Source organism: Nitrospina sp. P1_D6 (assembly GCF_052156615.1).
Classification (GTDB): Bacteria; Nitrospinota; Nitrospinia; order Nitrospinales; family Nitrospinaceae; genus Nitrospina.
In genome coordinates this window covers 118,797-144,876 of sequence record NZ_JBQKUN010000003.1, presented here as the reverse complement: position 1 = coordinate 144,876, position 26,080 = coordinate 118,797, and the positions used below count along the sequence as shown (strand labels likewise).

At 57.0% G+C, this 26,080-nt stretch carries 24 protein-coding genes and 1 tRNA gene; 17 read left to right on the top strand and 8 right to left on the bottom strand.

The window, feature by feature from the left end; all coding sequences use genetic code 11:
- Nucleotides 1-211 precede the first annotated feature (211 nt).
- Complete coding sequence (locus tag ACTRXA_RS06850; protein ID WP_442426465.1) at nucleotides 212-646, bottom strand: hypothetical protein; 435 nt, start codon at nucleotides 644-646, stop codon at nucleotides 212-214.
- A gap of 298 nt (nucleotides 647-944) precedes the next feature.
- Nucleotides 945-1,697 (bottom strand): MBL fold metallo-hydrolase, encoded by a 753-nt coding sequence (locus ACTRXA_RS06845; RefSeq protein ID WP_442426464.1) that lies wholly within the window; start codon nucleotides 1,695-1,697, stop codon nucleotides 945-947.
- Between the two features lie 112 nt (nucleotides 1,698-1,809).
- Here ACTRXA_RS06845 and ACTRXA_RS06840 point away from each other — a divergent pair, with 112 nt between their 5' ends.
- From ACTRXA_RS06840 to ACTRXA_RS06830, 3 genes are read left to right on the top strand one after another with little or no spacing between them, the layout of a single operon-like run.
- A complete protein-coding gene (locus ACTRXA_RS06840) occupies nucleotides 1,810-2,310 on the top strand; it encodes a DUF1566 domain-containing protein (RefSeq protein ID WP_442426463.1) in 501 nt (166 codons plus the stop codon).
- Between the two features lie 52 nt (nucleotides 2,311-2,362).
- On the top strand, nucleotides 2,363-4,234 hold the full coding sequence (locus tag ACTRXA_RS06835; RefSeq protein WP_442426462.1) for an ethylbenzene dehydrogenase-related protein: 1,872 nt from the start codon (nucleotides 2,363-2,365) through the stop codon (nucleotides 4,232-4,234).
- A complete protein-coding gene (locus tag ACTRXA_RS06830; RefSeq protein ID WP_442426461.1) occupies nucleotides 4,235-5,524 on the top strand; it encodes a hypothetical protein in 1,290 nt (429 codons plus the stop codon).
- A gap of 57 nt (nucleotides 5,525-5,581) precedes the next feature.
- Here ACTRXA_RS06830 and nuoB read toward each other — a convergent pair whose 3' ends face one another.
- Nucleotides 5,582-6,115 (bottom strand): NADH-quinone oxidoreductase subunit NuoB, encoded by a 534-nt coding sequence (nuoB, locus tag ACTRXA_RS06825; RefSeq protein WP_442426460.1) that lies wholly within the window; start codon nucleotides 6,113-6,115, stop codon nucleotides 5,582-5,584.
- 251 nt (nucleotides 6,116-6,366) lie between these two features.
- On the opposite strand from nuoB, the gene ACTRXA_RS06820 reads away from it, so the two are divergent.
- Complete coding sequence (locus ACTRXA_RS06820; protein ID WP_442426459.1) at nucleotides 6,367-6,927, top strand: hypothetical protein; 561 nt, start codon at nucleotides 6,367-6,369, stop codon at nucleotides 6,925-6,927.
- A 106-nt stretch (nucleotides 6,928-7,033) separates the two neighbouring features.
- Here ACTRXA_RS06820 and ACTRXA_RS06815 read toward each other — a convergent pair whose 3' ends face one another.
- Nucleotides 7,034-7,873, bottom strand: a complete 840-nt coding sequence (locus tag ACTRXA_RS06815) for a hypothetical protein (RefSeq protein ID WP_442426458.1) — start codon at nucleotides 7,871-7,873, stop codon at nucleotides 7,034-7,036.
- A gap of 160 nt (nucleotides 7,874-8,033) precedes the next feature.
- On the bottom strand, nucleotides 8,034-8,642 hold the full coding sequence (locus ACTRXA_RS06810) for a NifU family protein (RefSeq protein ID WP_442426457.1): 609 nt from the start codon (nucleotides 8,640-8,642) through the stop codon (nucleotides 8,034-8,036).
- A gap of 368 nt (nucleotides 8,643-9,010) precedes the next feature.
- Between ACTRXA_RS06810 and ACTRXA_RS06805 the strand changes: the two genes are divergently transcribed.
- Nucleotides 9,011-9,096, top strand: a tRNA-Leu gene (locus ACTRXA_RS06805).
- A 191-nt stretch (nucleotides 9,097-9,287) separates the two neighbouring features.
- Here ACTRXA_RS06805 and ACTRXA_RS06800 read toward each other — a convergent pair.
- Nucleotides 9,288-10,562, bottom strand: coding sequence for a T6SS phospholipase effector Tle1-like catalytic domain-containing protein (locus ACTRXA_RS06800; RefSeq protein WP_442426456.1), 1,275 nt, complete (start codon nucleotides 10,560-10,562; stop codon nucleotides 9,288-9,290).
- 281 nt (nucleotides 10,563-10,843) lie between these two features.
- On the opposite strand from ACTRXA_RS06800, the gene ACTRXA_RS06795 reads away from it, so the two are divergent.
- From ACTRXA_RS06795 to ACTRXA_RS06760, 8 genes are all read left to right on the top strand, one after another.
- Complete coding sequence (locus ACTRXA_RS06795) at nucleotides 10,844-13,888, top strand: DNA polymerase III subunit alpha (protein ID WP_442426455.1); 3,045 nt, start codon at nucleotides 10,844-10,846, stop codon at nucleotides 13,886-13,888.
- Between the two features lie 527 nt (nucleotides 13,889-14,415).
- Nucleotides 14,416-15,489, top strand: coding sequence for a formylglycine-generating enzyme family protein (locus ACTRXA_RS06790; protein ID WP_442426454.1), 1,074 nt, complete (start codon nucleotides 14,416-14,418; stop codon nucleotides 15,487-15,489).
- A 13-nt stretch (nucleotides 15,490-15,502) separates the two neighbouring features.
- Nucleotides 15,503-15,982, top strand: a complete 480-nt coding sequence (locus tag ACTRXA_RS06785) for a c-type cytochrome (RefSeq protein ID WP_442426453.1) — start codon at nucleotides 15,503-15,505, stop codon at nucleotides 15,980-15,982.
- Nucleotides 15,979-16,392 carry a hypothetical protein gene (locus ACTRXA_RS06780; RefSeq protein ID WP_442426452.1) on the top strand — a complete coding sequence of 138 codons (414 nt, stop codon included), beginning with the start codon at nucleotides 15,979-15,981 and terminating at the stop codon, nucleotides 16,390-16,392. Before ACTRXA_RS06785 ends, ACTRXA_RS06780 begins: the two co-directional genes overlap by 4 nt.
- Before the next feature lie 29 nt (nucleotides 16,393-16,421).
- Complete coding sequence (locus tag ACTRXA_RS06775; protein ID WP_442426451.1) at nucleotides 16,422-16,688, top strand: hypothetical protein; 267 nt, start codon at nucleotides 16,422-16,424, stop codon at nucleotides 16,686-16,688.
- A 41-nt stretch (nucleotides 16,689-16,729) separates the two neighbouring features.
- The gene (locus tag ACTRXA_RS06770; protein WP_442426450.1) at nucleotides 16,730-17,350 is read left to right on the top strand and encodes a tetratricopeptide repeat protein; all 621 of its coding nucleotides are present in this window, start codon (nucleotides 16,730-16,732) and stop codon (nucleotides 17,348-17,350) included.
- Between the two features lie 23 nt (nucleotides 17,351-17,373).
- Nucleotides 17,374-17,880: a pyrimidine dimer DNA glycosylase/endonuclease V gene (locus tag ACTRXA_RS06765; protein ID WP_442426449.1), complete on the top strand. Its 507-nt coding sequence runs from the start codon at nucleotides 17,374-17,376 to the stop codon at nucleotides 17,878-17,880.
- 198 nt (nucleotides 17,881-18,078) lie between these two features.
- Nucleotides 18,079-19,008 carry an NmrA family NAD(P)-binding protein gene (locus ACTRXA_RS06760; RefSeq protein WP_442426448.1) on the top strand — a complete coding sequence of 310 codons (930 nt, stop codon included), beginning with the start codon at nucleotides 18,079-18,081 and terminating at the stop codon, nucleotides 19,006-19,008.
- A gap of 9 nt (nucleotides 19,009-19,017) precedes the next feature.
- Here ACTRXA_RS06760 and ACTRXA_RS06755 read toward each other — a convergent pair whose 3' ends face one another.
- Nucleotides 19,018-19,638, bottom strand: coding sequence for an MBL fold metallo-hydrolase (locus ACTRXA_RS06755; protein ID WP_442426447.1), 621 nt, complete (start codon nucleotides 19,636-19,638; stop codon nucleotides 19,018-19,020).
- A gap of 211 nt (nucleotides 19,639-19,849) precedes the next feature.
- Here ACTRXA_RS06755 and ACTRXA_RS06750 point away from each other — a divergent pair, with 211 nt between their 5' ends.
- Nucleotides 19,850-20,113 carry a hypothetical protein gene (locus tag ACTRXA_RS06750; RefSeq protein ID WP_442426446.1) on the top strand — a complete coding sequence of 88 codons (264 nt, stop codon included), beginning with the start codon at nucleotides 19,850-19,852 and terminating at the stop codon, nucleotides 20,111-20,113.
- Between the two features lie 37 nt (nucleotides 20,114-20,150).
- Here ACTRXA_RS06750 and ggt read toward each other — a convergent pair whose 3' ends face one another.
- Nucleotides 20,151-21,881, bottom strand: coding sequence for a gamma-glutamyltransferase (ggt, locus tag ACTRXA_RS06745; RefSeq protein WP_442426445.1), 1,731 nt, complete (start codon nucleotides 21,879-21,881; stop codon nucleotides 20,151-20,153).
- A 135-nt stretch (nucleotides 21,882-22,016) separates the two neighbouring features.
- On the opposite strand from ggt, the gene ACTRXA_RS06740 reads away from it, so the two are divergent.
- From ACTRXA_RS06740 to ACTRXA_RS06730, 3 genes are all read left to right on the top strand, one after another.
- A complete protein-coding gene (locus tag ACTRXA_RS06740) occupies nucleotides 22,017-23,234 on the top strand; it encodes a hybrid sensor histidine kinase/response regulator (protein WP_442426444.1) in 1,218 nt (405 codons plus the stop codon).
- Between the two features lie 26 nt (nucleotides 23,235-23,260).
- Nucleotides 23,261-24,625 (top strand): sigma-54-dependent transcriptional regulator, encoded by a 1,365-nt coding sequence (locus ACTRXA_RS06735; protein WP_442426443.1) that lies wholly within the window; start codon nucleotides 23,261-23,263, stop codon nucleotides 24,623-24,625.
- A gap of 274 nt (nucleotides 24,626-24,899) precedes the next feature.
- Nucleotides 24,900-26,030 carry an ATP-binding protein gene (locus ACTRXA_RS06730; protein WP_442426442.1) on the top strand — a complete coding sequence of 377 codons (1,131 nt, stop codon included), beginning with the start codon at nucleotides 24,900-24,902 and terminating at the stop codon, nucleotides 26,028-26,030.
- Nucleotides 26,031-26,080: the final 50 nt, after the last annotated feature.

The following is a 26,080-nucleotide window of genomic DNA, read 5'->3' as shown; positions in this document are numbered from 1 at the left end:
ATGGATTGTCTGGCCTGATTTGAAATGAAAAATGACAAAAATGGTCAGTATGTTTGTCAAAAAATGACACGTGTTTCCTGATACAAGTTGGATGGAGGCAGTGGCTTCCTGCAAAAAAACCAGCCATCCGGTGGACCGGCGAATGCCCGAATTCGCAGGTTTCGAATGGCTGGTTGTTGAAGAGATTGAGGCCAAGATAGATGATGCGGATTCAGTTATTGCGGAATTGACTGAGTTGCACCCAGGAAGCAAAGTTTTGCCCGATTTTCAAATGCCGCAAGTGGGCCTGCTGGGGTTCCCATTCACAATACTCGTGTTCCTCGGGGAACAGCTGGTTTGCCTGACTTTCAGAATACAAGTAATCCAGGTTGAATACCTCGTCCGAATTCACAACCTTTTCGTCCCATTCCGTCACCGCGGGGGGCGGCACCCTGTTTTCCTTCGAACTTGAATGGATGAAACTTTTGTAAAAAATCGCTCCGGCCATGAATGCCATGAGAATGAGAACGGCTCCAGGGTACAGGTCGAAACCTCCACTCGTCCCATCAGATTTGGAGTGCGCGCAAAACGCCAGTACGTGCTCCACGGAACAATTGAGGAAAACCAGGCTGAGTACGAGGCTGAAAATCGGGCGGCTGAATTTCATCTTGGAATCCTTTCTGAATGACCGATCCATGTTCTGCCTGCTATAGAGCAATCCCCGTTCCAAAATTTAAGAGAATCGATATATTTTTATTCAATTATTGTTTGGAGTTTACGAATATGCTGAAAAAAGCGGGGTTAGGTCAAAAATAGAAAACGGAAAAGGGATATGAAGAAGAGAGGGCGGGGAGTGGTCCCGGACCAAAACCAACTTTTGAGGACAAACTTCGTCACCGAAGAACGAAATTGGGTCTAGGGAGACATAAATTGTCACAAAAGGATATCAGGATACTGGGCGGGGTTCACAGGTCGAAGCGGGTGAGGTCCCGGGCCAGCACGATTTTGCCGTTGAACTCTTTCCGGCATTGTTCCAGGACGGTTGCGTCGTCGCAGGGTGGGTAAAAGTGGGTGAGGCACAGGGTTTGGCATCTTGCTTCCCGCGCCACGCGTCCGCAAATGGAGGGAGTGGCGTGCTTCTCCACTTTCATTTCGTCCGGCGTGGAGCACTCAATGATCATCAGGTCCGCGTCCTGTCCCAGCACCGCCAGGTTGGGATGGTATTCCGTGTCGCCGGAGATGGCCACGCTTTTCCCCTCGGCGTTTTCGAAACGATAACCCCGGCTCATCTCGATATGCTGAACCCGTGCGGTGGTGACACGCAACCCGTCGTAAACCCGGGTCTCTTCATCCTGTTCCAGGATGCTCACCTGGAAGGTCTTCGGCACCAGCCAGTTGTTGAATGCGTTCATCAGAGTGTCGAAGTAGGTACGGAATCCCGGTGCGGCGATGATCGGTAGATCCTTTGTCCTCGGGTCGGCCGGATACTGACTGCCGAACAGCAGATAGACCAGGTCGCACATGTGGTCGGGGTGATGGTGGGTGAAGAAGATGCCGTCAATGTCGTGGTAGGTGATTCCGAGACGAAGCAGCTGATGCACCGTGCCGTAACCGCAATCGACGAGGTACCGCCTGCCGTCGTTTTCCAGCAGGACACCCGCCGAGTTTCGCTTCAGATCGGGAACCGCGGTGCCGGAACCGAGGATGGTGACCTTCATGAAAGCCCCTGAAATCATTATAATAAAAAGGGTTTGGTTTGCCGTATCCCGGTAAGTATAATAAAGGAACGTTGCCGTTCAAATGAATTTCACACTCACTCAAGGTGGTTTCATGCGTTCAGGTTTCTTGCTCACGCTCCTGCTGACACTGTGGACAGGTTTGATGGGGTCTGTTGCTACGGCAGCGGATGCCCCGCGCTTCCAGAAAAACGGAAACGGAACGGTGCTGGATACGCAGACGGGTCTGATGTGGCAGGCGAAGGATTCCTACCACGAACTGCAAGAGGGCATGAACTGGTACGATGCCCTGGAATACGTCAATAAGAAAAACGCCGGCAAGTTCGCCGGGTACAGCGACTGGCGTCTTCCCACAATGGATGAACTCAACGCATTGTGGGATGCACGGCGGCCTTTGAGCAGCAAGGACGGAGAACCCATCGGCCTTCCGGAGGCGTTTGAAGGCGGGGGCAGTTATTATTTGTGGAGCCGGGACGAACGCAATCTGGATCATGCCTGGTATTTCGGACTGGGACAGAACGAGGACTATTTCAACCTCAAGGACCTGGGCGACCTGGACCAGGGGGTGCGAATGGTCCGCGAGCACAAACCATGACCGGCAATGGAACGGGGGGAGACCAACCCAATCATTTAGGGGGCCTCAGGCAATGAAAATTTTTTTCAAGGGTGGAACGGGGTTGTGGAACACGCTTGCGGCATTGGGCGTCCTCGCCGCATTTCTCGTATTCGTCACCCCTGCGGGCGTGTTCTCACACGGCGAACAGAAACACGAACACGATCTGGAAAACCTGCCGGACAAACCGGAGGGCATGATCCAGTTTGAAGGTGAAGGCAAGGACACCCCCACGCCCGGATCGGAATACATGGAACCGGCCCCCAAGGACGACATGAAGATGGATCACGGCGGCCACGACATGGGTATGGACCATGGCGGCCATGATATGGGACACGATATGGGCCACGGCGGTCATGACATGGGTCACGACATGCACGGTGGCGAACAAAAGGACCCGTTCCTCACCCGTGGTGAGCACGATCTGTCCAACATCCAGCAGCCGCAGACGAAAAGTCAGGCTCTGCTGGCCCGCGGTCGCAACATCTACCTGCACATGTGCGTGTTCTGTCACGGCAAGGACGGTAACGGCGGCGGCGAGGCGGTGGATTACCTTTATCCCTGGCCGCGCGATTTCCGCAAAGGCATCTTCAAATTCCGCTCGACGCCCACCGGCACCCTGCCGCGCGATGAAGACCTGTACCGCACCATCATCAAGGGTGTGCCCAACACCTCCATGCCCGCATGGGAAGCGGCTCTGTCTCCGCAGGACACCTGGGCACTGGTCAACATGATCAAGAGCTTTTCCGACCGCTTCCGCAAGGAACCCCCCGGACCGCAGATCGAGATCCCCAAACCGCCGGAACCGACGGCCGGGATGATTGCACGCGGCAAGGAATTGTTCGACGAGCATAAATGCGACGACTGCCACGGCATGTCCCTCAAGGGTGACGGCAAACTGGCGGGTTCGCTGAAAGACGCGTGGAAGCACGCCGTGTTCGTGCACGACATTTCCAATCCCAATTACCTGAAGTCGGGCCGCCAACCGGAGGACCTGTTCCGAACGCTGTCCACCGGCCTGGACGGCACGCCGATGAACTCCTACGCGCACCTGCCGGAGAAAGACCGCTGGGCGCTGGTGCATTTCATCCGTTCGAAATTCACCAAAGAGTTTGAGAAGGGCGAGTTCGAGACCGATGTGTATTCGTTCTATGTGCCTTACGAGCTGGACACCGATCCGGAAAGCCCGGTCTGGGAGCAGGCGAAAACCACGAACATCGTGCTTCGGCCCCTGTCGGCGCGGCGTGATGCGGTGGAGGTGATCCGCTTCCAGTCGGTGAACAACGGCAAGCAATTGGCCATCCGTCTCCGGTGGAAGGACACCACCAAGGACGGCTTCGTCGAGAACCGGGGCGATGTGTTCCGCGACGGCGGTGCGGTGCAGTTGGCGCTGGGGGATGTGACCCTTCACACGCACGGCCACAACGAACCGTTCTTTGGCATGGGCAACCGCGGCAAGCCGGTCAACATCTGGCACTGGAAAGCCGGGCTCGAAGAGACGCTGGAAGCGACGGAAGATTCCGAGTACTCCACAGGTGGCGTGGACATGGATGCGCTCATCTTCGGTGGCACCATGACCAACCCCGTCGTCAAACTGGGAACCACCCAGCAGAACACGGTGGAGGAATTGAACGGCGAAGGCTTCGGCACACTCACACCGCAACCCAAAGATCAGCAAAACGTCCTGGGATACGGTGTCTGGGAGGACGGCGAATGGAACGTGGTGTTCCTGCGCGACATGGACACCGCCGGTAAGTGGGATGCCAACCTCAATAAAGAAGAGCCGATCCTCGTCGCCTTTGCGGTGTGGGACGGCAAGAAGGAAGACCGCAACGGGCGCAAGGTGGTCAGCGTGTGGCAGAGGTTGAACGTCCTCAAGGAAAACGCCACCCAGCAGGGGGGTTGATTGCGCTCCGTGCCGCGCACAATGGCGGCGTGGATCGCAGGCGGGTTGTTTTGGGGATGTGCCGTGTTCTCCATCGCGCAACCCCCGGTCGGTGTGGGTGAATTGAGTTTTCTCATCGATTCACACCAGCCCAAGCCCGATCCCGTTGGCCGCGTCGATCAGTTGAAACCGTTCCAGATGCAACTGCCGCTGGGCGAATCCGGCGCGCCCACCACCTTCCTCATCCCCGGGTTTGAAAATTACGAATGCGGGCGTTGCCACCAGCCTGCCGAGCTGGTGGAAAAGGCGCACTCCCGCATGCAGTGGGCGCTGGCACGACTGAAGGAAATGATGCCGGAAGTTCGCGAGATCCCGGTAAAACAGTACATCATCCAAGCCTACGAAGACCCTCTCCTCAAGGAAGGTCAACTGGCCCACGCCACGTTCGATACCATCCGCATTTTTCCCGCTTCGATCCTGATCGATGAAAAAGCCTACGGACGCGCCACACACGTTCACGAAGCCCTGCACCTGTCGCAACCGTTTCTCGGTCATGTCAATGAACTGGAAGCGTATGGACTGAATGCACGCACCGATCCGCGATTCCTGCTCCTCAACTACCCGTATTTCGAGGAAGTCATGCGCGCGTTCTTTGTTCCGGAACTGGACGACATTCTGAATGCCTATTTCCAGCGCGGTACCAAGGACGAACTGCGCGTGCCGCGCGAGGTGCAGTGGTTTCTTGGCGAGTTCGATAACGATGCCCTCGACCGTCTGCGCGCCGGGATGAAAGGGATGACGCCGGTGTTGAAGGAAGCGAGCCGTCTTTACCGGGCCCATCCGCTGGAGGCGGCGTACTGGAGCGAGCGCACCGGCATCCGTTCCCTGATGCTCGACATCGCCGCGGCCCGCACACTGGACTTGCCGCCTGCGGCGGTGGAAGGCGAGAGATTGCGGCAGGCAATGGACCTGTTCGAACTGCAATTCGAAAAAGACGACAACACCCGCCTGGGCTACATCATCGACCGCAAGAAAGAATCCCAGATGCACCTCAAACACGGCATGAACGTCAAGGAGGCGCGCGACCGGTCGGTGCTTTATTTCCATTACCTCAAACAACGGTTTGTGGACGGAGACGGCAATGTCGATTTGACCGTGCCGGAACGGGCGCAAAAGGATTTTTCAGATTTCGTGAATGCGAAATTGAAAGGGATTGAGGAATTGCTTGCCCAGCCGGGGATGACGGAGGTGGAGCGGCAGGCGGGGAACCAATGGGTTAAGAGCATCCGCCAAATTAAAAACCCCCGGTGATTGAACACCGGAGGTTTGAAATACATCTGGCGCCGGTCGGAACCGGGACCATGAAAATCAGATGCGTTCGCTCGGCGTGACCAGAGCCGGACCTTTCACGTGGTCGGCCAGGGTCTCCTGCTGAACCTTGTCCTGCAGTTTGATCAGCGCGTCGATCACCATCTCCGGCCGCGGCGGACATCCGGGGATGTACACGTCCACCGGGATGAGGGTGTCGATGCCCATCACCGTGGCGTAGTTGTCGTAGAACCCGCCGGACACCGTGCACACGCCGTAGGCGACGACCCATTTCGGTTCCGCCATCTGGTTGTAAACCTTAACGAGGATCGGCGCCTGCTTGTGGCTGATGGTGCCGACCACCATCAACAGGTCTGCCTGGCGCGGCGAGAAACGCGGGAAGGCGGCACCGAAGCGGTCCAGATCGTAACGCGGACCGGCCACGGACATGAACTCCATGCCACAACACGCTGTAATGAAAGGGTATATGAAGAAAGAGTATTTGCGTGCCCAGTTCACGGCCTGGGTCATCTGGGTCACGATGACGTTATTGCCGAGGCTGAACTCAAGTTCAGACTGACTTAAATTAGCCATTACAAAAAGACTCCTAAAATCGATGCATTCAGGTTAGAATATTGGGCACAATATAGCAGAGAATGGCCCGGAACACCAATAAAACAGCCTCTTTTCATTGAATTTTTGAGGGCGTTCGGGGCCACCCCGGACGCATTCCGGTTTGAGCGATCTGTGGCCTTATCTGCTTCAAATTGTGGACTCAACAGGTGCACGGCCGTGGGCCGCCGCGCCTCGAAATCATAGATGGAATCTTAGGAGGTCAATTTCCCATGGACATGTCGTTGAACAAGGAAGCCCGGGGTCAGAACCGGGGCTTCGAGGAATCGGTGGAGATCGTCAAGGCGGATCTCAGCAAGGACGGCAAGACACTGGACATCACAGCGGTCTATCTGAAGGAGTTCGGCGCCAAGGACCTGGCCAACATGGATTTCCTGGAAAACCTGACCACGCTGGAGATGGGCACGAACCTGATCGGCCCCAAGGGCATGAAGTCCATCGCGCGGTCGCCATATCTGAAGAACCTGACGTCCCTCAACCTGTTTTACAACAAGATCGGCAACGAGGGAATCAAGTACCTGGCCACCTCCGACAACCTGCTGAGCCTGAAAAGCCTCACGCTTTCCGATAATGACATCACCGACGAGGGTGCGAAGTACCTGGCAAAGTTCCTGCCGCTGTTCACCAATTTACTGCGGCTGGACATGCGCCTCAACAAGATCAAGGAAGAGGGCAAGAACGCCCTGCGTGAGATTCAGCCGAAGACCACCATCAAGCAGTTGCTCCTCGACAAAGAGGAAGGCTTCCAGGTCAAAACCAGCGGCCATCTCTAAGATAGAATTTTCGAACGACCCCACCCGGCCCGACACTCTGTGCGTGCCCCCTGGTGAGGGGAGGGAATATTAAAGACCCGCTTTTGGCGTAACCGGCCTTTGGGCTTCACGCCGCATGCAACGGCACGCTTTTCGGATCGAACAGCGTCCTCCCGTCTTCCAGCCGGATGCCCGCCAGCGGCAGGGTCGTCTTCAACTGAAGGCCGTTGTACACCACGTTCCACAACCCGCTTCCCAGTTCGCCCACGTTTTCCACCAGCTGGTGCAGTTCGTCATGGCGGATCACCGCAAACAGGTCCAGTCCCGTCACCGCCCAGCGGATGTTCACCTCCAGGCAACGCCGGTAAAACCCCAGTTCCCATTGAACGTCTTTCAAGTTCCGTCGTAACGGATGCGCTTTGCGTGCCTCGGGGAACAGCGCTTCGAACTGCTTTTCGATGCCGCGCGCCGGGAAGCCGGTGAACAGGAACCCCACTCCCCGCCAGTGCAGTCGGCGCAGGCGCAGGATGTAATCGTTGACGCGGTCCACGAGATCGCCGGAGATGGCGGAACCCAGCAACAGCGTGGCGTGTTCGGTCGTTTTCAACTGGTTGATGCCGGACAGGTCGCGAAACAACTCGCGCAGGAAGGTGTTGAGGTTGGCGACGGTGACCGGGTCGCCGGGCGTCCGGCTTTCTTTCAACGAATGCCGCTCGACGTCGAGGTTGCGGTCGGTGGTCTCGTAGAAATTGATCTCCGGCAGGTCGAGCAGTTTTTCGAACGTGCCGGGAGACAGCGCCACATCGATCCCGGCATGGTCTATCAGCCAGCCGCGCAGGCGGCGCATCTTCTGCACCTCCCGCAGGGTTTCGATGAGGAGTTCAATCGGTTCTCCCGACGCCTCGAAGGGAGCGAGGTCGGTGTCCTTGCCGAGGATTTTTCCGAGTACGCGTTTGGGATCTTTCATGACACAAAGCGTGAAGCCAACGGGCTGATACGTTTGTTGCGAATGAGGATTGGTGGGCGCAGGTCAAAGGCCGTTCGTCCGTGGAGACCGGCTTTGCCCGGACAGGCTGGGGGCATCGTTCGCCACAGGAATTTCGTGCTGTTGCCCGGGCCCGGCCGGGTCAGAGGTCGTCGAAGCCGCGGACGACCACGCGCAGGTCCGGATGGACGCTCCGCTGCAGGATGTTCTGCATCGCCGACAGCGTGCTCGACTGCGACTTGGAACAGCTGCCGCACGCCCCCTGGTACTGGATGAAGACCACGTCGCCGTCGACGTCTTTCACCAGGATGCCGCCGCCGTCCTGCGCCAGCGCCGGGCGCACGCCCTCGTCCATGAACGCGTCGATGATCTCGCGCTTCGTTTCGTCGTCGTAGTCCATGAACTTCTCCAGGTCCACGTCGTCGAGAATGGATTTCTCCGGTTCGCCCGTTCCCCCGTCCTCGTAAGGCACCAGGTGCTCTTCGATGGTCTGGATGAAGGGATCGAACATGTCCTCCCACTCGTCCGGGCTGAGGAGGGTGATGGAGACGAAACGGTCTTTAATGTATAGAAAATCCACCACGCCGAAATCGAAGATTTCCTTGGCGAAGGGGTCGGACTCCGCTTCTTCCGCGTTGTTGTAAGCGCGGGAGCCGTCCTTGATGATGACGCTGTCCACCACGAATTTGAACGCCGAGGAATTCGGCGTCGGTTCGGTGGCGATGACGTTGAATTTTTTGGTGTGGGCCATGTCGGGTCGATCTATATGTAAAGTGAATTGAAGTTACGTTAAAAGGAACGCACCGGGCGGCTCCGGATACCCGTCAACCTTATCATACCTGTAGTTCGAAACCCTTTAAAAATCGGGGGAACCCGGGTGAAAAGGAGGGCAGGGCCGACCGGTCCTGTACTTCTTTAGATGCGGGGCGGCGGCGGGCGATTCGGCGGGGCCGACGATTGTTTGATTTTTGGCCAAAAACTGCTACATTTGGACGCCGCCGGGGTTTGGCCCCGATGCCTGGCACACCATTGAAGTTTCGCCCATGAGCCGTTTCCCTGTTGTGTTCCCCCGGGGGTTCGTTCGAATGGGCGGTTGAGACTCCCACAAAGACAAAACATGCCGGGGTGGTGGAACGGTTTACACAGTGGACTTAAAATCCATGCCCTGAAAGGGGTTGCGGGTTCGAATCCCGCCCCCGGCACCAATTTGAGTTTTCAGCCCCGCAAAACCTTCAGCAAGTTATCTTTCCAACCCCAGGTTGAATCCGATCGTGGACCATGCGGCGACCCGCCCTGGTGTTTCTTTTCCAGACTTCTTCAAGGCGTTGTGGGTGAAAAGTCGGGTTTACCGGATCTCACCTGAAGCGTCTAGCGAAAGCCAGAGATTGGGAAAATGTTATTTTTCCACCAAGTCATGAGGCGGGCAGAAACCCGTACCGGGCGTAGGCGGTTGGTTGTAATCGAGAACTTGAAAGCACTGTTTTTCTTCGAGGTAATGGATGGCCCCGTCATTACTGGAGAAATCAAAACACTTCGCAAACCCGGATTTTTGCCAGTCGAACTCGAAAGACTGGCGGCAGGCTTTTTCCAAACGGTCGAACACGGATCGATGTATTTTCAGCCTGCCCCTGTTGTAGGTCGGCGTGACATAGGTTTCTAAATTCCGGTTGCGGTTGCGGTAGATGAAACGGAACCAGCCGCTTTCGGGATCGTGCGTGCGCCCGTAGGGATCGGCGTACACCCGGGTGTTTTCCGGAACGAGTTGGTAGGGTTCGATCTGGTTCAGCATCCAGTTGAAGGAGACGCCGTTGATGTCGGTGTCGTTGTAACCGCCGCCGATATCCGAATGCGCGCCGGCGAACCACACTTCCTCGACCACATCATTGATGTCTTTCTCTTTGCAGTTTTCTACCAGCCGGCCATGCGTCAACAGAATGGGAGTGAAAATGCGGGCGCGGTCGTCATCGATCGACATCGCGTGCGCGGCTTTGTCCACGTTGCACAGCTGATCGACGTAACGGGGATTGGGAAAGGTGAAGTCTTCTTCATAGTCGGGAAGTCCGAGCGCTTCCACCGTATCCCACAGGCCCATGAAGCGGACGTTCACCGATTGCGGGGTGATACCGGTTTCTTCCTTCACTTCCTGACGCCGTTCTGTGACGGTCATGTCGCCCTTGAAAGCGGAGTAGATGTCCTCTATGAAATCCATCTGGTCCGCCTCCGGAACCGCATTCAAATCCGGGATGCCCACGGTATAAAGGAGCCCGGCCAGAATGCGCGCCGCGTAAGCGCCGCGGCTGAATCCGAAAAGATAGACTTCGTCTCCCCGCCCGGGCCGGTAGTTGCGGGCCAGAAACAGGTAGGCCTCCCGCACGTCCCTCCCGATTCCCCAGCCCATTCCCATACCGATGACTTTTGCCCCCGTTCCCACGCCGACGATGTAAGTGGTGTGAAGGTCGGTCCGGTTCTGCAGGGTGACGAGGTTGTGAAGCTTGGCGATGCTCGTGTGACTGCTTTCGTCGTTATGGGTGCCGTCCAGAAACACCACCAGTTTTCTTTTCGCGGTGATGTCCGGCGTGAAAGGCGTGTGGTTGACGGGCGGCGTGTGGGAACAACTGACGAGCAGGGGGAGCGTCAATGCGAGCAGGGTGAAATGAAGCAAACGGGTCATGGGCGCTTTCCGGGCGGTGGACATGGAAATCAGGGGTCAATTGAATCAGGTCAGGCAGGCATCTTTATACCATGTCCGAACTGAATACGGAAAAACCTCTCCGGGACTTTTCCGGGGCAGATTCCATTTCCGCCCGTCGTACCCGCCTTTTACATTGCTATACGAAAAATTCCAGGATGCGCCTGCCCGATTGACAAGTTGTGGGAGGAGGGGGTAGAGTAAGGGTACCGAAATCAGTCGTTTAAATTTTTTTGCCGTTAACTTTCGCTTTGTTTTCGCCTATGTGGGTGCCGCTCAATTGTCACAGTGTCTATTCCTTCATGCAGGGCACGGCGTGGATCGAGGACCTCGCCCGCACCGCCGCGCGCATGGGGTGTCCGGCGCTGGCGCTCACCGACACCAACGGGACTTACGGCGCGGTCGCGTTTCAGAAAGCGGCGCAGGCGGCGGGCATTCGACCCATTTTCGGCGCGGAGGTGACCGATCCCGCAACCGGTTCCCACGCGGTCCTGCTGGCGAAAACCCTCGCGGGTTACGGCGAGGTCTGCCGCGTCGTCACCGACCGCCAGCTCGACAAGAACTTCTCCCTGGCGGAGCGGTTGCAGCACTGCGGCGATGCGGTCGTCATCCTGAGTCCCGACCTCGGCGTGATCGATGCGGTCGCCCGCGCGCGCGGGAGCGGCAACCTCGGTATCGAGTGGATCCGCTGGCGCACGGGCACGCGTCATGACATCGACGTCTGGGAGTTTTCGCGCCGGCACGGCATCCCGCTGGTCGCTTCCAATCGCATCTTCTTTCTAAAACCGGAGGACGGGCACACGCACCGGCTGGTGACGGCGATCCGCGAAAACCGCCTGCTCGATGCGCTGCCGCCGGAAAGCACCGCCAGTCCCGAAGCGTGGTTCAAAAGTCCGCAGGCGATGAAGCGCCTGTTCCGCTACTGCCCGCAGGCGCTCGACAACACACTGCGCGTGGCGGAGCAGTGCGACGTGACCCTGCCCGTCGGCCAGCTTCAGCATCCACCGTTCCCCCTGCCGGAAGGCATCACCCACGCCCGCCGCCTGCGCGAGCTGGCGTGGCAGAAGGCGCGGCGCCGGTACCGCCCTCTCACCCGCGCCGTCCGCGACCGCCTCGAATACGAGCTCGGCATCATCGAACGCATGGACTTCGCTTCGTACTTCCTGCTGGTGTGGGACATCGTCGAGGAGGCGCACCGCCGGGGCATCCTCACCGTGGGGCGCGGCTCGGCGGCGAACAGCCTGGTGTGCCGCGTGCTGGGCATCACGGAAGTCGATCCCATCCGCCACAACCTGTACTTCGAACGTTTCCTCAATCTCGAGCGCTCGGACTTCCCGGACATCGACATCGATTTCCCGTGGAACCGCCGCGATGAAATGATCCAGTACGTGTTCGACCGTTATGGATCGGAGCACGTCGCGCTCATCTCGTCGCACATCCACATGCGCGGGCGCTCGACGCTGCGCGAGGTGGGCAAGGCGCTGGGCCTGGCCGCCGTGGACATCGACAAACTCACCCGCAACCTGCCGCACTCGGCGCACGTGGACCGTCTCGACGCCGTGCGCGACGCGGTGCCGGAATGCCGCGACCTGCCTCTGGATGAGGAGCCGTACAGGAGCGTCATCGAGCAGGCGGCGAAGGTGGAAGGCGTGCCGCGTCACCTGTCCATCCACTGCGGCGGCATCGTGGTCAGCCCCGGACGCATCACCGATCTCGTTCCGCTGCAGAACACGCCGAAGGGATTCGTGGTGACGCAACTCGACATGTACCCGGTGGAGGACCTCGGCCTGCTCAAGATCGACCTGCTCGCGCAGAAGGGGCTGGCGGTGGAGATCGATACCGTGCGCTGGGTGCGGGAGCGGTATGGTGCGGCGCCGGACTTCGACCGCGTCGATCCGGTGGCCGACGACAAAACGCGCAGGCTCATCATGCGGGGCGACACCATCGGCTGTTTCTACATCGAGTCGCCCAGCATGCGCAACCTGTTGCAGAAGCTCAGGGTGGATTCGTTCGAGGAACTCACCGCCGCCAGCTCCATCATCCGTCCCGGCGTGGCGAGCAGCGGCATGATGCAGGCGTACATCCGCCGTCACAACGGCAGGGAGCCGGTGACGTACCTGCACCCGAAGCTGGAGGCGGTGCTCGCCGAGACCTGCGGCATCATGATTTACCAGGAGGATGTCATCAAAGTGGCGCACGCCATCGCCGGCATGGGGCTGGGCGAGGCGGAGGGACTGCGCAAGTGCATGAGCAAGAAACGCGACTGGGAACGCATGGAGACCTATTGCGAACGGTTTCTCTCCGGCGCGAAGCGGAACGGGGTGGCGGACGACACGGCACTCGAGATCTGGCGGCAGATCGAAAGCTTCGCGGGCTACTCGTTCTGCAAGGCGCACAGCGCGTCGTTCGCGTTGGAGTCGTACCGTGCTGCGTACCTGAAGGCGCACTACCCGGCGGCGTTCATGGCGGCGGTGCTTTCGAACGAAGGCGGTTTCTACGATGCCTGCGCCTACACGGAAGAAGCCCGGCGGCTGGGACTCGACATCCTTCCCCCGCACGTCAATCACAGCCGGTATCATTTTACCGCCGAGCGTGTCGATGCGGTGCGCGTGGGGTTGATGCAGGTGAAGGGACTGAGCCGCGACGGCATCGAGTCCATCCTGCACGCGCGGGAGGAGCGGCGGTTCGACACGCTGCACGATTTCATGGAGCGGGTCTCGTTGGAGGAGCCGGAGTTCGACGCGTTGATCTACTGCGGCGCGCTGGACGGACTGGGGCCGTCGCGTCCGGTCATGCTGTGCGAGATGATGAAGTGGTGCCGCAACCTGCCCAGGAAGAAAAACGGATCACAGAAGCCGTTGCCGCTGGTCCGTGGCGGGAGGCGCTGGGCGGTGCCGGCATTGCGGGAATACGACGCGCAGGCGTGCGGCCTGGCGGAGCTGGAAACGCTGGAACTGATGGTGAAGGCGCACCCGATGTCCCTGTTCGGCGTCACCGAGAAGACCTGGCCCAGAGGATTCATCCGGGCGAAAGACCTCGCCACCACGCGCCGCAAATTCGTGACCATGATCGGGTTGCTCGTGACGTACAAATCGACGCGCACGACGAAAGGCGAACTCATGAAGTTCGTCAGCCTGGAAGACCCGACGGGGATTTTTGAAGTGACCCTGTTCCCGAAAGTTTACAGGACGTACGGTCACCTGCTCCGCGACAAGGGACCGTTCATCGTGAAGGGGCAGGTGGAAGAGGACAGCGGAAACCGCACGCTGACGGCGCTGTGGGTGAGCGACGGATGGCAAGCGGAATGATCAAAGGGAGTTTCAATCCAGCCGGCCCTCGAAATAAAACTTGAGTCCCATCCTAAAGTGATGGATGTCGAACCGCTTGAGTGTGAACGCGTCGCGGTCCGGAGCCCATGCTCCGAAAATTCGTTCCGGTCCTCCCTGCGGTGTCCAGATTCACCCTGCCAGGTTCCGGTACAGGCAGCAGTGGACCGGGTCGCCGTGATTTTCTACGCAAAAACTTTGCCAGCCCTCATCTCTGGAAATTGGGTCTACTCTTAATATAACTAATTGATTTAATTGATATAATTATGGTTTTTAATCTTTGTTTAAAATCATTTAAAAACATTTGACAAACAATAGAAATATGGCGTATTCTTTCCTTAATAAATAACCCAACCTTTGTTGGGCGCCCTTAACCGGGCTCGTCCTCTTCTTAGCGCCGCTCCCCTTATCCTTCGGCTCTTCCGACCTCGCGAGATTCGAGCCACCCCGGCAAATCCGCGAGGGGAGTTATTCCTTTAAGAATTCGTTTCGAGAAAGGAAGGCGCTGAATGGTTTCATCATCCGTCAAATCCGGTTCCAGGTTTCTTCTGAAGCTCTGCGCGGTCGTTTCCATGCTGTACGCGCCAGGCGCGGCTTTTGCCGAATCCTCCCCACCCGAAAACATGGTGCTGGTAAATGCAAGCGGTTTTGTCCGCGGCATGGATGCCGACAAGGCCCGTCTCCTGAAAGAAGGTTCGGGTTCGACCGCCGCCACACCCATGTCGAAAGAAGCGTTTGGGGATGAAGGGCCGGCGCGCATGATTTACCTCGATTCCTATTACATCGATATCTTCGAGGTGTCCAACGCACAGTACACCGAATTCATCATGGCCACGGATTACCCGGCTCCGGCTTACTGGGATCACCATGAACTGAACAAACCGAATTACCCGGTGACGGGCGTGAACTGGTTCGACGCCAACGCGTATTGCCACTGGGCCAACAAACGTTTGCCGACCGAGGCGGAGTGGGAAAAGGCCGCCCGCGGTCCGGCGGGTTTCCTCTATCCCTGGGGCAACGCACTCGATTACAGCAAGGCCAATTTCGCCCGAGGCAAAAGGGGTGAAACGTACATCACCCAGCCGGTGGACTCGCATCCGGAGGGTAAAAGTTATTACGGCGCGTACAACATGGCGGGAAACGTTTTCGAATGGGTGCAGGACTGGTACGACCCCAACTACTACAAGACTTCCCAAAAAGTGAGAAACCCGAAAGGTCCCGACTTTGATCCGATCCAGGGCACTGCAGGCAATTTGCCTCCTGGTCAGGCCGGGGGCACCGGTAAAAAGAAAGTCATCCGCGGCGGCTCCTGGTTTGCTCCGGCGCAAAGCATCACCACCACACATCGTTTCTGGAACGACCCGATGAACAATTCCTACGGCGTGGGCCTGGGTTTTCGTTGCGCCCGTGACTTTGAGGAAGAGCCCGCAATGGAATCGCGTATGCATTACATGGATGCTCTGATCCATCTGGGAGCGGAAAAATTCCAACGGGCGCATGAAGCGATTCAAAAAGCCTTGAAACTGGAGCCGGATAACCAGGAATACCTGAGTCTCCATAAAATGATTGCGAACAGATTGTGAAGGGGGCGTTGCCATGAATAGAAATGGGATGCTCACGGTACTGGTCATCGGTTCCCTGCTGGTTCTGGGTCGGGGAGACGTGCAGGCGGAGAATGTACCTGAGACGGGAATCTGCCCGCAGGTCAGAAAGACCCTCTCTGCGCCGGGAGAGTTTTTGAAAAGAAAGAACCCCCTTCGTAAAGAACCGCGCCACCTGAAACGCGGCAAGGTACTGGCGTTGATCAAGGCGAAACCCCTTGCCTGCAAGCAGTGTCACGGAATGAAGGGGAATGGAATGGGCGCCATGGCCCCGAACATGGATCCGAAACCACGGAACTTCACCTGCAAAATGACAATGGATACCATTTCCGACGGGCAGTTGTTCTGGATCATCAGGAACGGGTCGAAAGGCACGTCGATGCCTGCTTATTCGCACCTGTCGGATGAAAGAATCTGGCAAATCATCCATTACATTCGTTCACTTTCGGTGAAAAAAAATGAGGTGCCGGAATGAATCCATCCTATTTGAATGGGGGCACCATGGAACCGAGTGAAAAAATATTATGGGTTGTGATTTTTATGGTCGGGTTGATGGCATGGGTTATGGGCCCAAGCAGGGCTTTTCCCGCTGACACCGTCCAGGTGGCACAGGCTAAAGAGGTGGAAGTGGAAGATGACGTTGAATCGTGGGAAGGGTTTCGCGGATTCAGCCCGCGGGTTCCTTATGGACAGGGACCGGATTCCGGCCAGGTTAGACAAGAGGGCACCTTGTCCACGCCGCAGGTGGAGGGAGTGCATTCCGAAACCAGCCAGTCCAAAAAAGAACCGGATTTGAAAGAAAAAGAAAAACCCGTGAATACGGACGAGGTCGAACCATGGGAAGGGTTTCGGGGATGGAGTCCCCGGGTGCCCTACGGAGAATGAAATCAAAAGCAAGCTGGAGGGTGCGGGTCATGAACAATTCACTTGTGCCAATGATTTTGTTACTTGGATGTGCGCTGATCCTGGCGTCTTGCGGTCCCGCAAAGGATTATCAGGCCTATCGGGACCAGGCCGGGCAGGGAGAGCAGGTGTTTGACCGGCATTTCGAGCTTTGTTATCAGATGGCGTATCAAAAACCAAAACCGATTGAGGGTAGCTCCGGTGCGGGCCAGCGGCTTATCTGGAAAGGCGAAGAGTTTCATCGGTGCATGCTCGACAACAACTGGGTTCTGAAATGAATCGGAACAAGCCAACCTCGAAAAAAATGCAGGAGGTGGGTATGGATAAGAAAAGAAACGCAATGATTGGAATGTTGATGTGGTTGTGGCTCGGAGGAAACAGCGTCACCGGGGCATGGGCTTTTTCACCCGTTGACGGGTATCTTTTGGGATACAAGGCTTACCTGCGTCACGATTTCAATTCAGCTTTTCAGCATTGGATGCCCCTGGCGTGGTCCGGAAACGCCGACGCCCAGTATCAGCTTGGGATTCTTTATCTCAATGGACAGGGCGTGCCCCTTGATACAAAGAAAGCGGCGAAGTGGTTTCTTGCCAGCGCTCTGCAGGGAGACGTCGGTGCGCAGTATTTTCTGGCAGAGCTGTATCGTAAGGGACTGGGAGTGGACCGCGACCTGGAAATCGCCGCCGCCTGGTACCGGAAAGCCGCTGAGCAGGATTACCCCGATGCCCAGTACCGCCTGGGAACCTGGTATGCGGACGTCACCCACGATGCCGCCGATCCGGTGCAAGCGTATGTCTGGCTGGCGCTCGCCGCCCGCAACGGCATTCAGCCGGTCGGTGTGGATGTCCTGGGCCTTCTGTTCAATTTGAGCGAGGATGAACTTTTGCTTGCAAAGCAAAGCGTCCAGGACTGGGTGAATCGGTTCGAATCGCGTTACTAATATTGCGCAAGGGCGGGAGGATCATGAACATTTTCATCCTGGACCGGGATTTCGACCGATGCGCCCGGTATCACTGCGATCGGCACGTAGGGAAGATGATCCTCGAGTCCGCCCAGATGCTGAGCACCGCTCTCCGGGTGAATGGGGTGTTCCTCGGTTACCGGGTCGTCCATCTCAACCATCCCTGCACGCTCTGGACCCGTGCATCGCTTGCGAACTGGCGCTGGCTGCGTCAGCTGGCGGAAGCCCTGAACCGGGAGTACCGTTTCCGTTTCGACAAGAAGACCAATCATCGTTCGTGGGACCTCATTGCATCGTTGCCCCTGCCCCCGATTGCCGATGTCGGTCTCACCCCGTTTGCCCAGGCCATGCCGGACAGTTATAAACATAAGAATGCTGTTAAGGCGTACCGAAACTTTTACTGTGCGGAAAAACGCAATCTTTTTAAATGGACCCGGAGAACTCCGCCTGAATGGATTCAAACCAGCCTTCCATTGGAACCCACGTCGATGAAGATAGGGACGCTTTAAAACCATCGGTACGAAAATCAGATTTGCAAAGAGGGAAGGTTGATGGAGGATGGATTTGTGGGATCATCCGGGTAACTTCTCACCTTAATTTAGGTGGGAGTTGAGTGCCCGAAAATGTGGAGTGATGATTGCTAATTCCTTCCTCAAAATCAATCAATTGGTTTAAACTTTAAACATTATTGGGTCCGGGGGGAAAACATGGGGGGCAGTCGAGAAAGCATACTGGTGGTCGGGGGTACGGGTTACGTAGGCAGTCGACTGGTCCCGCGCCTGTGCGAGAAAAACCATTCCATTCGCTGCCTCACCCGGTCCCGGGTCGAGAAAAAGAAATCCTCCTTCCACGACGTGGAACTGGTCCGGGGCGACCTCCTCCAACCCGCCACCCTGCCGAAAGCGTTGGAAGGTATCGAAATCGCCTTCTATCTGGCGCACAGTCTGGACGAAAAAACAGACTTTGAGGAAAAGGAGCGGCGTGCTGCGGAGAACTTTGGAGCCGCTGCCAAAAAAGCAGGGGTGAAGCGCATCATTTACCTGGGCGGCCTGGCTCGCGGCGAAGGCAACAGCCTGTCCCCGCATCTGCGTTCCCGCAAAGCCGTAGGGGATACGCTTCGCGCGTCCGGAGTTCAGGTCATCGAGTTTCAGGCGTCCATCGTGCTGGGCCGGGGCAGTTTATCGTTTGAAATGATCCGGGCCTTGTCGGAACGTCTGCCCATCATGATCATGCCGCGCTGGGTCCGGGTGAAAGCCCAGCCCATATGCATCTGCGACCTGGTCCTGTATCTGGTGCAGGCGGTGGACCTGCCCACACAAGAAAACGAGATTTTCCAGATCGGGGGTGCCGATCAGGTGTCTTACAAGGAGCTGATCGCCGAGTATTCGCGCCAGCGGAAACTGTGGCGCATGCTGATTCCGGTACCGGTGCTGACACCGTTCCTTTCCAGCCTGTGGCTGGCGCTGGTGACCCCGGTGTACGCCCGTGTCGGGCGCAAATTGATCGAAAGCATCAAAAGCCCGACGGTGGTTACCGATCTCCGCGCAGAGACGGTATTCCCCGATATCAAGCCGATGGGCATGGTCGCGTCCATCGAATATGCCCTCCGTGAAATCGAGTTGTTCGGTCCGGTGTAAGAAACGTCCTCAATCCGTGAAGAACACGTCCAGCGTCTGGCGTGCGTTGCCGCGGATGGGTTCGCCGTCACCGAGCAGAAGATCCTCGAAATCGTAATTCAACAGCACCTTCAAACCTTCCTTGGCTTTCGTGATGTCGTCGAATTTGTCCGGCGGCAGTTGATTGACCTCACCCGGTACCTTGCCGATCAGCGCGTCGCCGACAAACAACCATTTCTTTTCCTTTTGCAGGAGGGCGCACTCGCCCGGGGATTTCTGGTTCTGCAGGTGAATCACCTGCAGGCCGCAGGGCAGGGTGTCGCCATTCCTGAAGGTGGCGTCGGGTGAAAATTCCAACAGGGGCTTGTCCTGTTCATGGATGTGGATGGGCACTTGAAAGACGCCCTTCAGCCGCTGGCTGGCACGGTCGTGGTGCACATTGGTGAGAAGGATGGCTTTCAACGGATTGTTTCCGGCGCGGGCGACGGTGTCCTTCAGCGTGTGCAGGCCGTCGGTATCCAGTTCCGGCGGATCGATCAGCACGGCCTCGCCGCCACAGGCCAGGTAGTAGCCGTTGAAATTGAGTTGTTTTTCATCTGAAAACTCGGACCAGCGGTACAGGCCCGGAGCCAGTTCTTGCAATGCGGACATGTTGCCCTCCTCCTGGTATGCGATTTCGCCCGAAAAATTCCCATCTCTCTTTAGATCGACGGATTATAAACATTGTGGTGGTTCGGGCACCTGTACTAGACTTGTTTCTGTCAGGCGTATTGTAGAACGAATTGTTGTTTTCTCCCAACCCGCAAACTTTTTGACCCATTCCAGGGCTGAAGGCGGGACGTTATATAAGGAATCGATTGTTATGAGCGAAAATCAGGAAAGCCCTGCACCGGAGTCCGCCAATCAGCGGCACATCCTGCGCTTCAAAGCCGCCACCGGCTTCACCGTGGTGCTGGAGTTTGGAAGCCTGGAGGAAATGAAGAAGAACCAGGAAAAAATAGAAGAAGCCGGGTTGACCTGCGATCACCTGAAACAATTCACCACGCAGTTCGACCAGGCCGATCTTTACATGGACATGCGCAGTCCGGAATGCCAGGTGCAGTTCGACCTCGACGACTGGATTTGAAATTAGCCCCGGTCCCCTCTTTGTTTCAGGTCAACATTCAGTATCCCACCGCCCCCGCACCGGGCCGGCGCGGGTCGGCCGCTCCAAAGAACAATTTTCCCTTGTGCATGACCGTCTGTGTGGAGCCGATGGTGTTGGTCACACGTACGTCGTGGCCCATGCTTTTCAGGATGTCGATGGTGTCCTGGCTCATTCCCTTTTCCACGCGAAGCCTGTCAGGCACCCATTGGTGATGGATGCGCGGCGTGTTGGTGGCCGCCGCAATGTTCATGCCGAAGTCCATCACGTTGATCAGCACCTGGAGTGTTGCCGTGGTCAGGCGCGGCCCGCCGGGACTGCCTGTCGCCATGAGCGGTTTGCCGTTTTTGAACACGATGGTCGGACACATGGAACTGAGCGGTTTCTTGCCGGGCTGGACGGAATTGGCATCCCCGCCCAGGAGGCCGTAAGCGTTCTTTGCCCCGACCTTGGCGGAGAAGTCGTCCATTTCATTGTTGAGCAGGATGCCGGTGCCCGGCACCACGATGCCGGAGCCGAAGCTGAAGTTCAGCGTGTACGTGTTGGCCACCACGTTGCCCGCTTCGTCCATCACGGAGAAGTGCGTGGTCTCGTCGCTTTCCTTGTTCATGAATTCGCCCGGCTTCACTTTCCCGGACGGCGTGGCGTGTTCGGTGTCGATGTCCCGGCTCAGTTTGGCGGCGTATTCCTTGGAAATGAGTGTTTTCACCGGGACCGGCCAGTAATCGGCATCACCCATGTACTGGCTTCGGTCGGCGAACGAGCGGCGCATGGCCTCGGCGATCAGGTGCAGGGTCTGCGCGGTGTTGGAACCGTATTCCTGCAGGGGGTAGTGTTCGAGGATATTGAGGATCTGGATGATCTGGATGCCCCCCGCACTGGGCGGGGGCATGCTGGCGATTTCGAACCCGCGGTAGGTTCCGCGAACGGGTTCACGCATGACGGGGCTGTAATTTTTTAAATCTTCCAGGGTGATGATGCCGCCGTTCGCCTGCATGTCCGCAACGATTTTCTTTGCGATCTCCCCTTCATAAAAGGCGGAAGGCCCCTGCTCCGCGATGAGCTTCAGGGAATGCGCGAGGTCTGCAAACACGATCTTCTCTCCGAGCCTGTACATCGAACCGTCGGGTTTGAAAAACATCTTGCGCGTGGCCTCGAACGCTTTCAGCCGTTTCTTTCCCTTGGTGATGGTGAAGACGTGGTCGTAGTTGATGAAGATGCCGCGGTCGGCGAGCCTGATGGCGGGTGCGACGAGGTCCTTCCACGGAAGTGAACCGTATTTTTGATGCGCCATCCAGAGGCCTGCCACCGTGCCGGGAATACCGGCGGAAAGGTGGTGTGCTTCCAGCAGGCGGCGGTTCACCGTTCCGTCCGGGTTCAGGTACATGTCGGAGTGGGCCTGGGCCGGAGCTTTTTCCCGGTAATCGATGATCACCGTCTCCCCGGTTTTGGCAAGGTGCACCATCATGAAACCGCCGCCGCCGATGTTCCCGGCGCGCGGAAGGGTGACCGCGAGCGCGAACCCAATGGCGATGGCCGCGTCCACTGCGTTGCCGCCTTTCTTCAGAATTTCCACTCCGATGGCACTCGCGGTTTTTTCCTGGCTGACCACCATGCCGCGGTGGCCCACTTCCGGGTGAAACCGGTCGCGCTGGGAATAGATGTTTTTCAACTGCGCTTCGGTGGAGAGAGGAAGCGCGAGTACCAACAGTCCTGCTAAAAGGGTGCAAGTGAATCTGGCAAGTCGCATAAGGCTGGGCTCCCGAGTTGGGGTTTCCGCTGAATCGAAATCCTCGCCAATGATTTTACCGCAACCCGGCTGGCCCGGTGGAAACACTTTCAATAATCGGAAAAATGATTAAAATGGAAAGAACTTGGCCAATGAATGAAGACGGGAGCAGGCGTGGTCACAGCAGAAGAAATCATGGCGTCGAAAATTTTGATTGTGGACGACGAATTGACGAACGTCCAGCTATTGGAAAAAGTTCTCCAGCATGAAGGTTACGCCAATTTTCAATCCATCACCGATCCCCGCAAGGCCATCCCCAAATATCAGTCGTTCCAGCCGGACCTGGTCCTCCTCGATCTGAACATGCCGGATATCGACGGCTTCGAGATCATGGAGCAGTTGAAGGAAATCGAAAAGGAATCGTATCTTCCGGTTCTGGTGCTGACCGCACAGGCCGACCTCAACACCCGCCTCCGGGCGCTTCGCATGGGCGCTCGCGACTATGTGAACAAGCCGTTTGATATTTCCGAGATCTGTTCGCGCATCCGCAACATTCTGGAGGTGCGCCGGCTCCACAATCAGATTCGCAAACAGAACGAGATTCTGGAAGAAAAGGTGCGGGAACGGACGGCAGCGATGATCGCCTACCACCAGCAACTGATGCACGTGGAAAAGCTTTCCGCCGTAGGCAAGCTGGCCGCTTCCATAGCCCACGAGATCAACAACCCCTTGCTTGGGGTGCGCAATATTCTGGAACAGATTCAGGACGGGACGCAACTCAATGAAGATTTGAAAAGCCTGGCCGACCTGGCCGTGCGGGAGACGACGCGGGTGATGGATCTGGCTACGCGACTCAAGCAGTTTTATCGTCCTTCCACGGGGAAGTCCGTACCGCTGGACTTGCACCATGTTTTCGATGACATGATGGCCCTTGCCATGAAAAAATTTCAGTCGAAAAAAATCAAGGTCGTCAAGCAGTATGCTGACGAGTTGCCTCCGGTGCTGGGTGTGGAGGACCAGGTCAAGCAGGTGGCGTTGAACCTCCTGCAGAATGCCGAAGAAGCCATTCATCAGGAGAACGGCACCATCCACATCAGCACCGCAACCGACGGCAAACACGTCACGGTTGAAATCGAAGACACGGGTTGCGGCATTGAGAAAGACGCCATCCCGAAAATTTTCGAGCCGTTTTACACCACCAAGTCCGAGGTGAAGGGGACCGGACTGGGTCTTTCGGTCAGTTACGGCATCGTGCAGAAGCATGGAGGAACCATCGAGTGCGACAGCACGCCGGGGCAGGGGACCCGGTTCACGCTCAAGTTCCCCGTATCCCAGAACCGTCCGGTTGCCGAGAATAACGAGGAACCGGGTTGAGTGATTCCGGAGATTTTTGAAGCTTTATGGAAACGGTCAACAAGATCCTGATTGTGGATGATGAGGAAATCGTTCGTCGCGCCTACTCACATCAGTTGAACCAGCGTGGATTTGAAGTCGAAGCCCGGGATTCCGCCGAAAAGGCGTTGAGCCTGTTGTCCCCGGCCTGGCCGGGAATCGTCATCACCGACATGATGATGCCCGGCATGAACGGGCTGGACCTGCTGGCGGCGATTCGTGAAATGGATGCGGATCTTCCCGTGGTGTTGATGACCGGCCAGGGGGACGTTCCGATGGCGGTGAAGGCCATCCAGGACGGAGCTTACGACTTTCTCGAAAAACCGTTCGAAACGGACCGTTTCATGGACGTGCTTCACCGGGCGCTGGAGAAACGGCGGCTGGTGATGGAAGTCCGCGAATTGAGAGCTTCCCGCGAAGGCAGTCGCGGCAAGGCTCAGATCATCGGCAAATCTCCCGCTATTGAAAAATTGAAACAAACCGTGGAGAACATCGCGGACTGCGATGTGGACGTGCTCCTGCTGGGTGAAACCGGAGCGGGCAAAGACCTCGTTGCCCGTTGTCTTCACGATCAGAGCAAGCGCGCCGGCAATCACTTTGTCGCCATCAACTGCGGCGCCATCCCGGAAGCCATCATAGAAAGCGAACTGTTCGGACACGAGGCGGGATCGTTCACCGGTGCGAGCAAGCGGCGCGTGGGTAAATTCGAGCACGCCCAGGGCGGCACGGTTTTTCTGGATGAAATCGAGAGCATGCCGCTGCACCTGCAGGTCAAGCTGTTGCACGTCCTGCAGGACCGTTACATCCTGCGTGTGGGGTCCAACGATCCGGTCAACGTGGATGTGCGGGTGATTGCCGCCACCAAGGAAGACCTGAAGCAGGCGTACGCGGAAAACAAGTTCCGCAAGGATCTGTATTACCGGTTGAACGTGGTGCAGATCGAACTGCCCGCTCTCCGTGACCGCAAGGAAGACATCCCCGTCCTGTTCCAGCATTTTGTTCTGGAAGCCTGTGCCCGTTACAATATACAGGCCCCTGCGCCGTCCAAGGAAACGATCCAGCGCCTGTTGAGCCGGCAGTGGGAGGGCAATGTGCGTGAGTTGCGCAACGAGGCGGAAAAATTCGTGCTCGGCCTCAATCTCGACCTCGAATCGTCGCTGTTGTCTTCCGACGATCTCCCCGACTCCAACCCGGACACGCTCAATTTGACGTTTAAGGAGCAGGTTGCAAATTTTGAACGGAACCTGATTGAACAGGAACTGGTCCGGCAGAAGGGAGACCTCAAAAAAGCGCAGGAGGTCCTGCAGATTCCGAAACAAACGCTGTATGACAAAATCAAAACCTTCGGTTTGAACCGAAAAGACTATCAGTAACCCCCCCGAACACTTTCTCCTGTCCGCATTCGTGCGCCCCGGTAAAAACGTCCGTCTCCTGTCCGACGTGGTCCGAAATCCAGAAAAAAACCCGGAATTCGTGAAGCGAACCCCCTGAACGGTATCCGGTTTGGGACCCCTCCCTCCCTGTAACTATAAGTAATATATGGGTTTGTTTTCCTTTGTGTCCGGTGGCATGCAATTTGCTGTATCAGGATAAGTGGAGTTGGACCCGTCTTTCCTTACTCCTCCCAAAAATATAAAGGAAACCAAAATGAATTCCTTGCAAGCGAACGGCACCTTGGAAGTGACAGGCGAATTCCTGAGAGATGTGTTGGAGGCCAGTTATCAGGGTGTGGTCTGCACCAATGCCACGGGAATGGTGGTTTGGGCAAACAGCCGGGCGGGGGAAATGCTGGGGTTCCATCACGAACCGATAGACCACCCTTTGATGGATGAATTCATGGAACCCGGGCATCTGAGTGCGTATCACGATGCATTGAACCGGCAGGTTAAAACGAAGGTTCCTTCGAGGACCCTGCATCTGAAAATGGTGGGTCCCGGCGGGAAGGTCTTTGATGCTGAAATCGGGTTGCGGGCCATGACACATGAAGGTGTTCTCATGGTGGTGCATACGATTTTTCAAAGGGAAACAAAACAATCCAGTTCACACGCCGGGCAAAACGATTTCATTGCCGGCGAAAAGCAGTTTGAAATGTTGATGGACCAGGTGCAACGCCATCTTCCCGGACCGGTCGGGGAGATGGTGGCTCTCAGTTACCAGGCACTGAGAAATTTTGAAAAAAATAGAGACCGGGAGGGGATGGCCAAAGTGCAGGAACTGGAGCGGACGGCGGGTGACCTGACGCGGCTTTTGACCGAGATGGGCTTGAACGAAGCATTGGTACCCAATTCCGGACCGCTCCGGATGAGGGTCGCTTTGGATCAGGTGGTCTCGCGGGTGGCGGTGGAGTTTTCCGATTTACTGCAATCTCCTCCCAACCGGCTGGAGGTGGGTTACCTGCCGGTGGTGGAGGGGGACCCGGAAAAATTCTACCTGCTGTTCCGGCATTTGATTGCCAACGCGGTGGCTTTTCGCAAAAAGCAATGCCCGGTGGCGATCACTGTGGACAGTTTTCAGGGAGGAAACGGGGTGTGGCACATTCTGGTGAAAGACAACGGGATCGGATTCGACAACAAGGATTCGGACCGCATCTTTGAACCGTTCGTGCAACTGGGTCCGGCGGGGGAACGCCTGGGCTCGGGTCTGGGTTTGACCGTATGTCAGCGGATCGTGACGGAAATGGGGGGAAAGATTTCCGCGCTGGCGGAAAAGGGGGAGGGCACGACCGTGATCCTCACCTTTCCCGGTCAGGCCGGGGCAAACGAGGGTGCCGGATTTTGAAAACACCCTCCGGACCTTTATCAGAGATGAGGTAACCTGCTATGATTCGA

Bases quoted from the DNA above. Each gene is read 5' to 3' on its own strand.
- ACTRXA_RS06780 (WP_442426452.1), top strand. From the start codon at position 15,979: ATGAATCCATCCTATTTGAATGGGGGCACCATGGAACCGAGTGAAAAA.
- ACTRXA_RS06820 (WP_442426459.1), top strand. From the start codon at position 6,367: ATGGACATGTCGTTGAACAAGGAAGCCCGGGGTCAGAACCGGGGCTTC.
- ACTRXA_RS06815 (WP_442426458.1), bottom strand. From the start codon at position 7,873: ATGAAAGATCCCAAACGCGTACTCGGAAAAATCCTCGGCAAGGACACC.
- ACTRXA_RS06835 (WP_442426462.1), top strand. From the start codon at position 2,363: ATGAAAATTTTTTTCAAGGGTGGAACGGGGTTGTGGAACACGCTTGCG.
- ACTRXA_RS06740 (WP_442426444.1), top strand. From the start codon at position 22,017: ATGAAGACGGGAGCAGGCGTGGTCACAGCAGAAGAAATCATGGCGTCG.
- ACTRXA_RS06765 (WP_442426449.1), top strand. From the start codon at position 17,374: ATGAACATTTTCATCCTGGACCGGGATTTCGACCGATGCGCCCGGTAT.
- ACTRXA_RS06785 (WP_442426453.1), top strand. From the start codon at position 15,503: ATGAATAGAAATGGGATGCTCACGGTACTGGTCATCGGTTCCCTGCTG.
- ACTRXA_RS06810 (WP_442426457.1), bottom strand. From the start codon at position 8,642: ATGGCCCACACCAAAAAATTCAACGTCATCGCCACCGAACCGACGCCG.
- ggt (WP_442426445.1), bottom strand. From the start codon at position 21,881: ATGCGACTTGCCAGATTCACTTGCACCCTTTTAGCAGGACTGTTGGTA.
- ACTRXA_RS06770 (WP_442426450.1), top strand. From the start codon at position 16,730: ATGGATAAGAAAAGAAACGCAATGATTGGAATGTTGATGTGGTTGTGG.
- ACTRXA_RS06800 (WP_442426456.1), bottom strand. From the start codon at position 10,562: ATGACCCGTTTGCTTCATTTCACCCTGCTCGCATTGACGCTCCCCCTG.
- ACTRXA_RS06845 (WP_442426464.1), bottom strand. From the start codon at position 1,697: ATGAAGGTCACCATCCTCGGTTCCGGCACCGCGGTTCCCGATCTGAAG.
- ACTRXA_RS06795 (WP_442426455.1), top strand. From the start codon at position 10,844: ATGTGGGTGCCGCTCAATTGTCACAGTGTCTATTCCTTCATGCAGGGC.
- ACTRXA_RS06755 (WP_442426447.1), bottom strand. From the start codon at position 19,638: ATGTCCGCATTGCAAGAACTGGCTCCGGGCCTGTACCGCTGGTCCGAG.
- ACTRXA_RS06760 (WP_442426448.1), top strand. From the start codon at position 18,079: ATGGGGGGCAGTCGAGAAAGCATACTGGTGGTCGGGGGTACGGGTTAC.
- nuoB (WP_442426460.1), bottom strand. From the start codon at position 6,115: ATGGCTAATTTAAGTCAGTCTGAACTTGAGTTCAGCCTCGGCAATAAC.
- ACTRXA_RS06790 (WP_442426454.1), top strand. From the start codon at position 14,416: ATGGTTTCATCATCCGTCAAATCCGGTTCCAGGTTTCTTCTGAAGCTC.
- ACTRXA_RS06730 (WP_442426442.1), top strand. From the start codon at position 24,900: ATGAATTCCTTGCAAGCGAACGGCACCTTGGAAGTGACAGGCGAATTC.
- ACTRXA_RS06735 (WP_442426443.1), top strand. From the start codon at position 23,261: ATGGAAACGGTCAACAAGATCCTGATTGTGGATGATGAGGAAATCGTT.
- ACTRXA_RS06850 (WP_442426465.1), bottom strand. From the start codon at position 646: ATGAAATTCAGCCGCCCGATTTTCAGCCTCGTACTCAGCCTGGTTTTC.
- ACTRXA_RS06840 (WP_442426463.1), top strand. From the start codon at position 1,810: ATGCGTTCAGGTTTCTTGCTCACGCTCCTGCTGACACTGTGGACAGGT.
- ACTRXA_RS06775 (WP_442426451.1), top strand. From the start codon at position 16,422: ATGAACAATTCACTTGTGCCAATGATTTTGTTACTTGGATGTGCGCTG.
- ACTRXA_RS06750 (WP_442426446.1), top strand. From the start codon at position 19,850: ATGAGCGAAAATCAGGAAAGCCCTGCACCGGAGTCCGCCAATCAGCGG.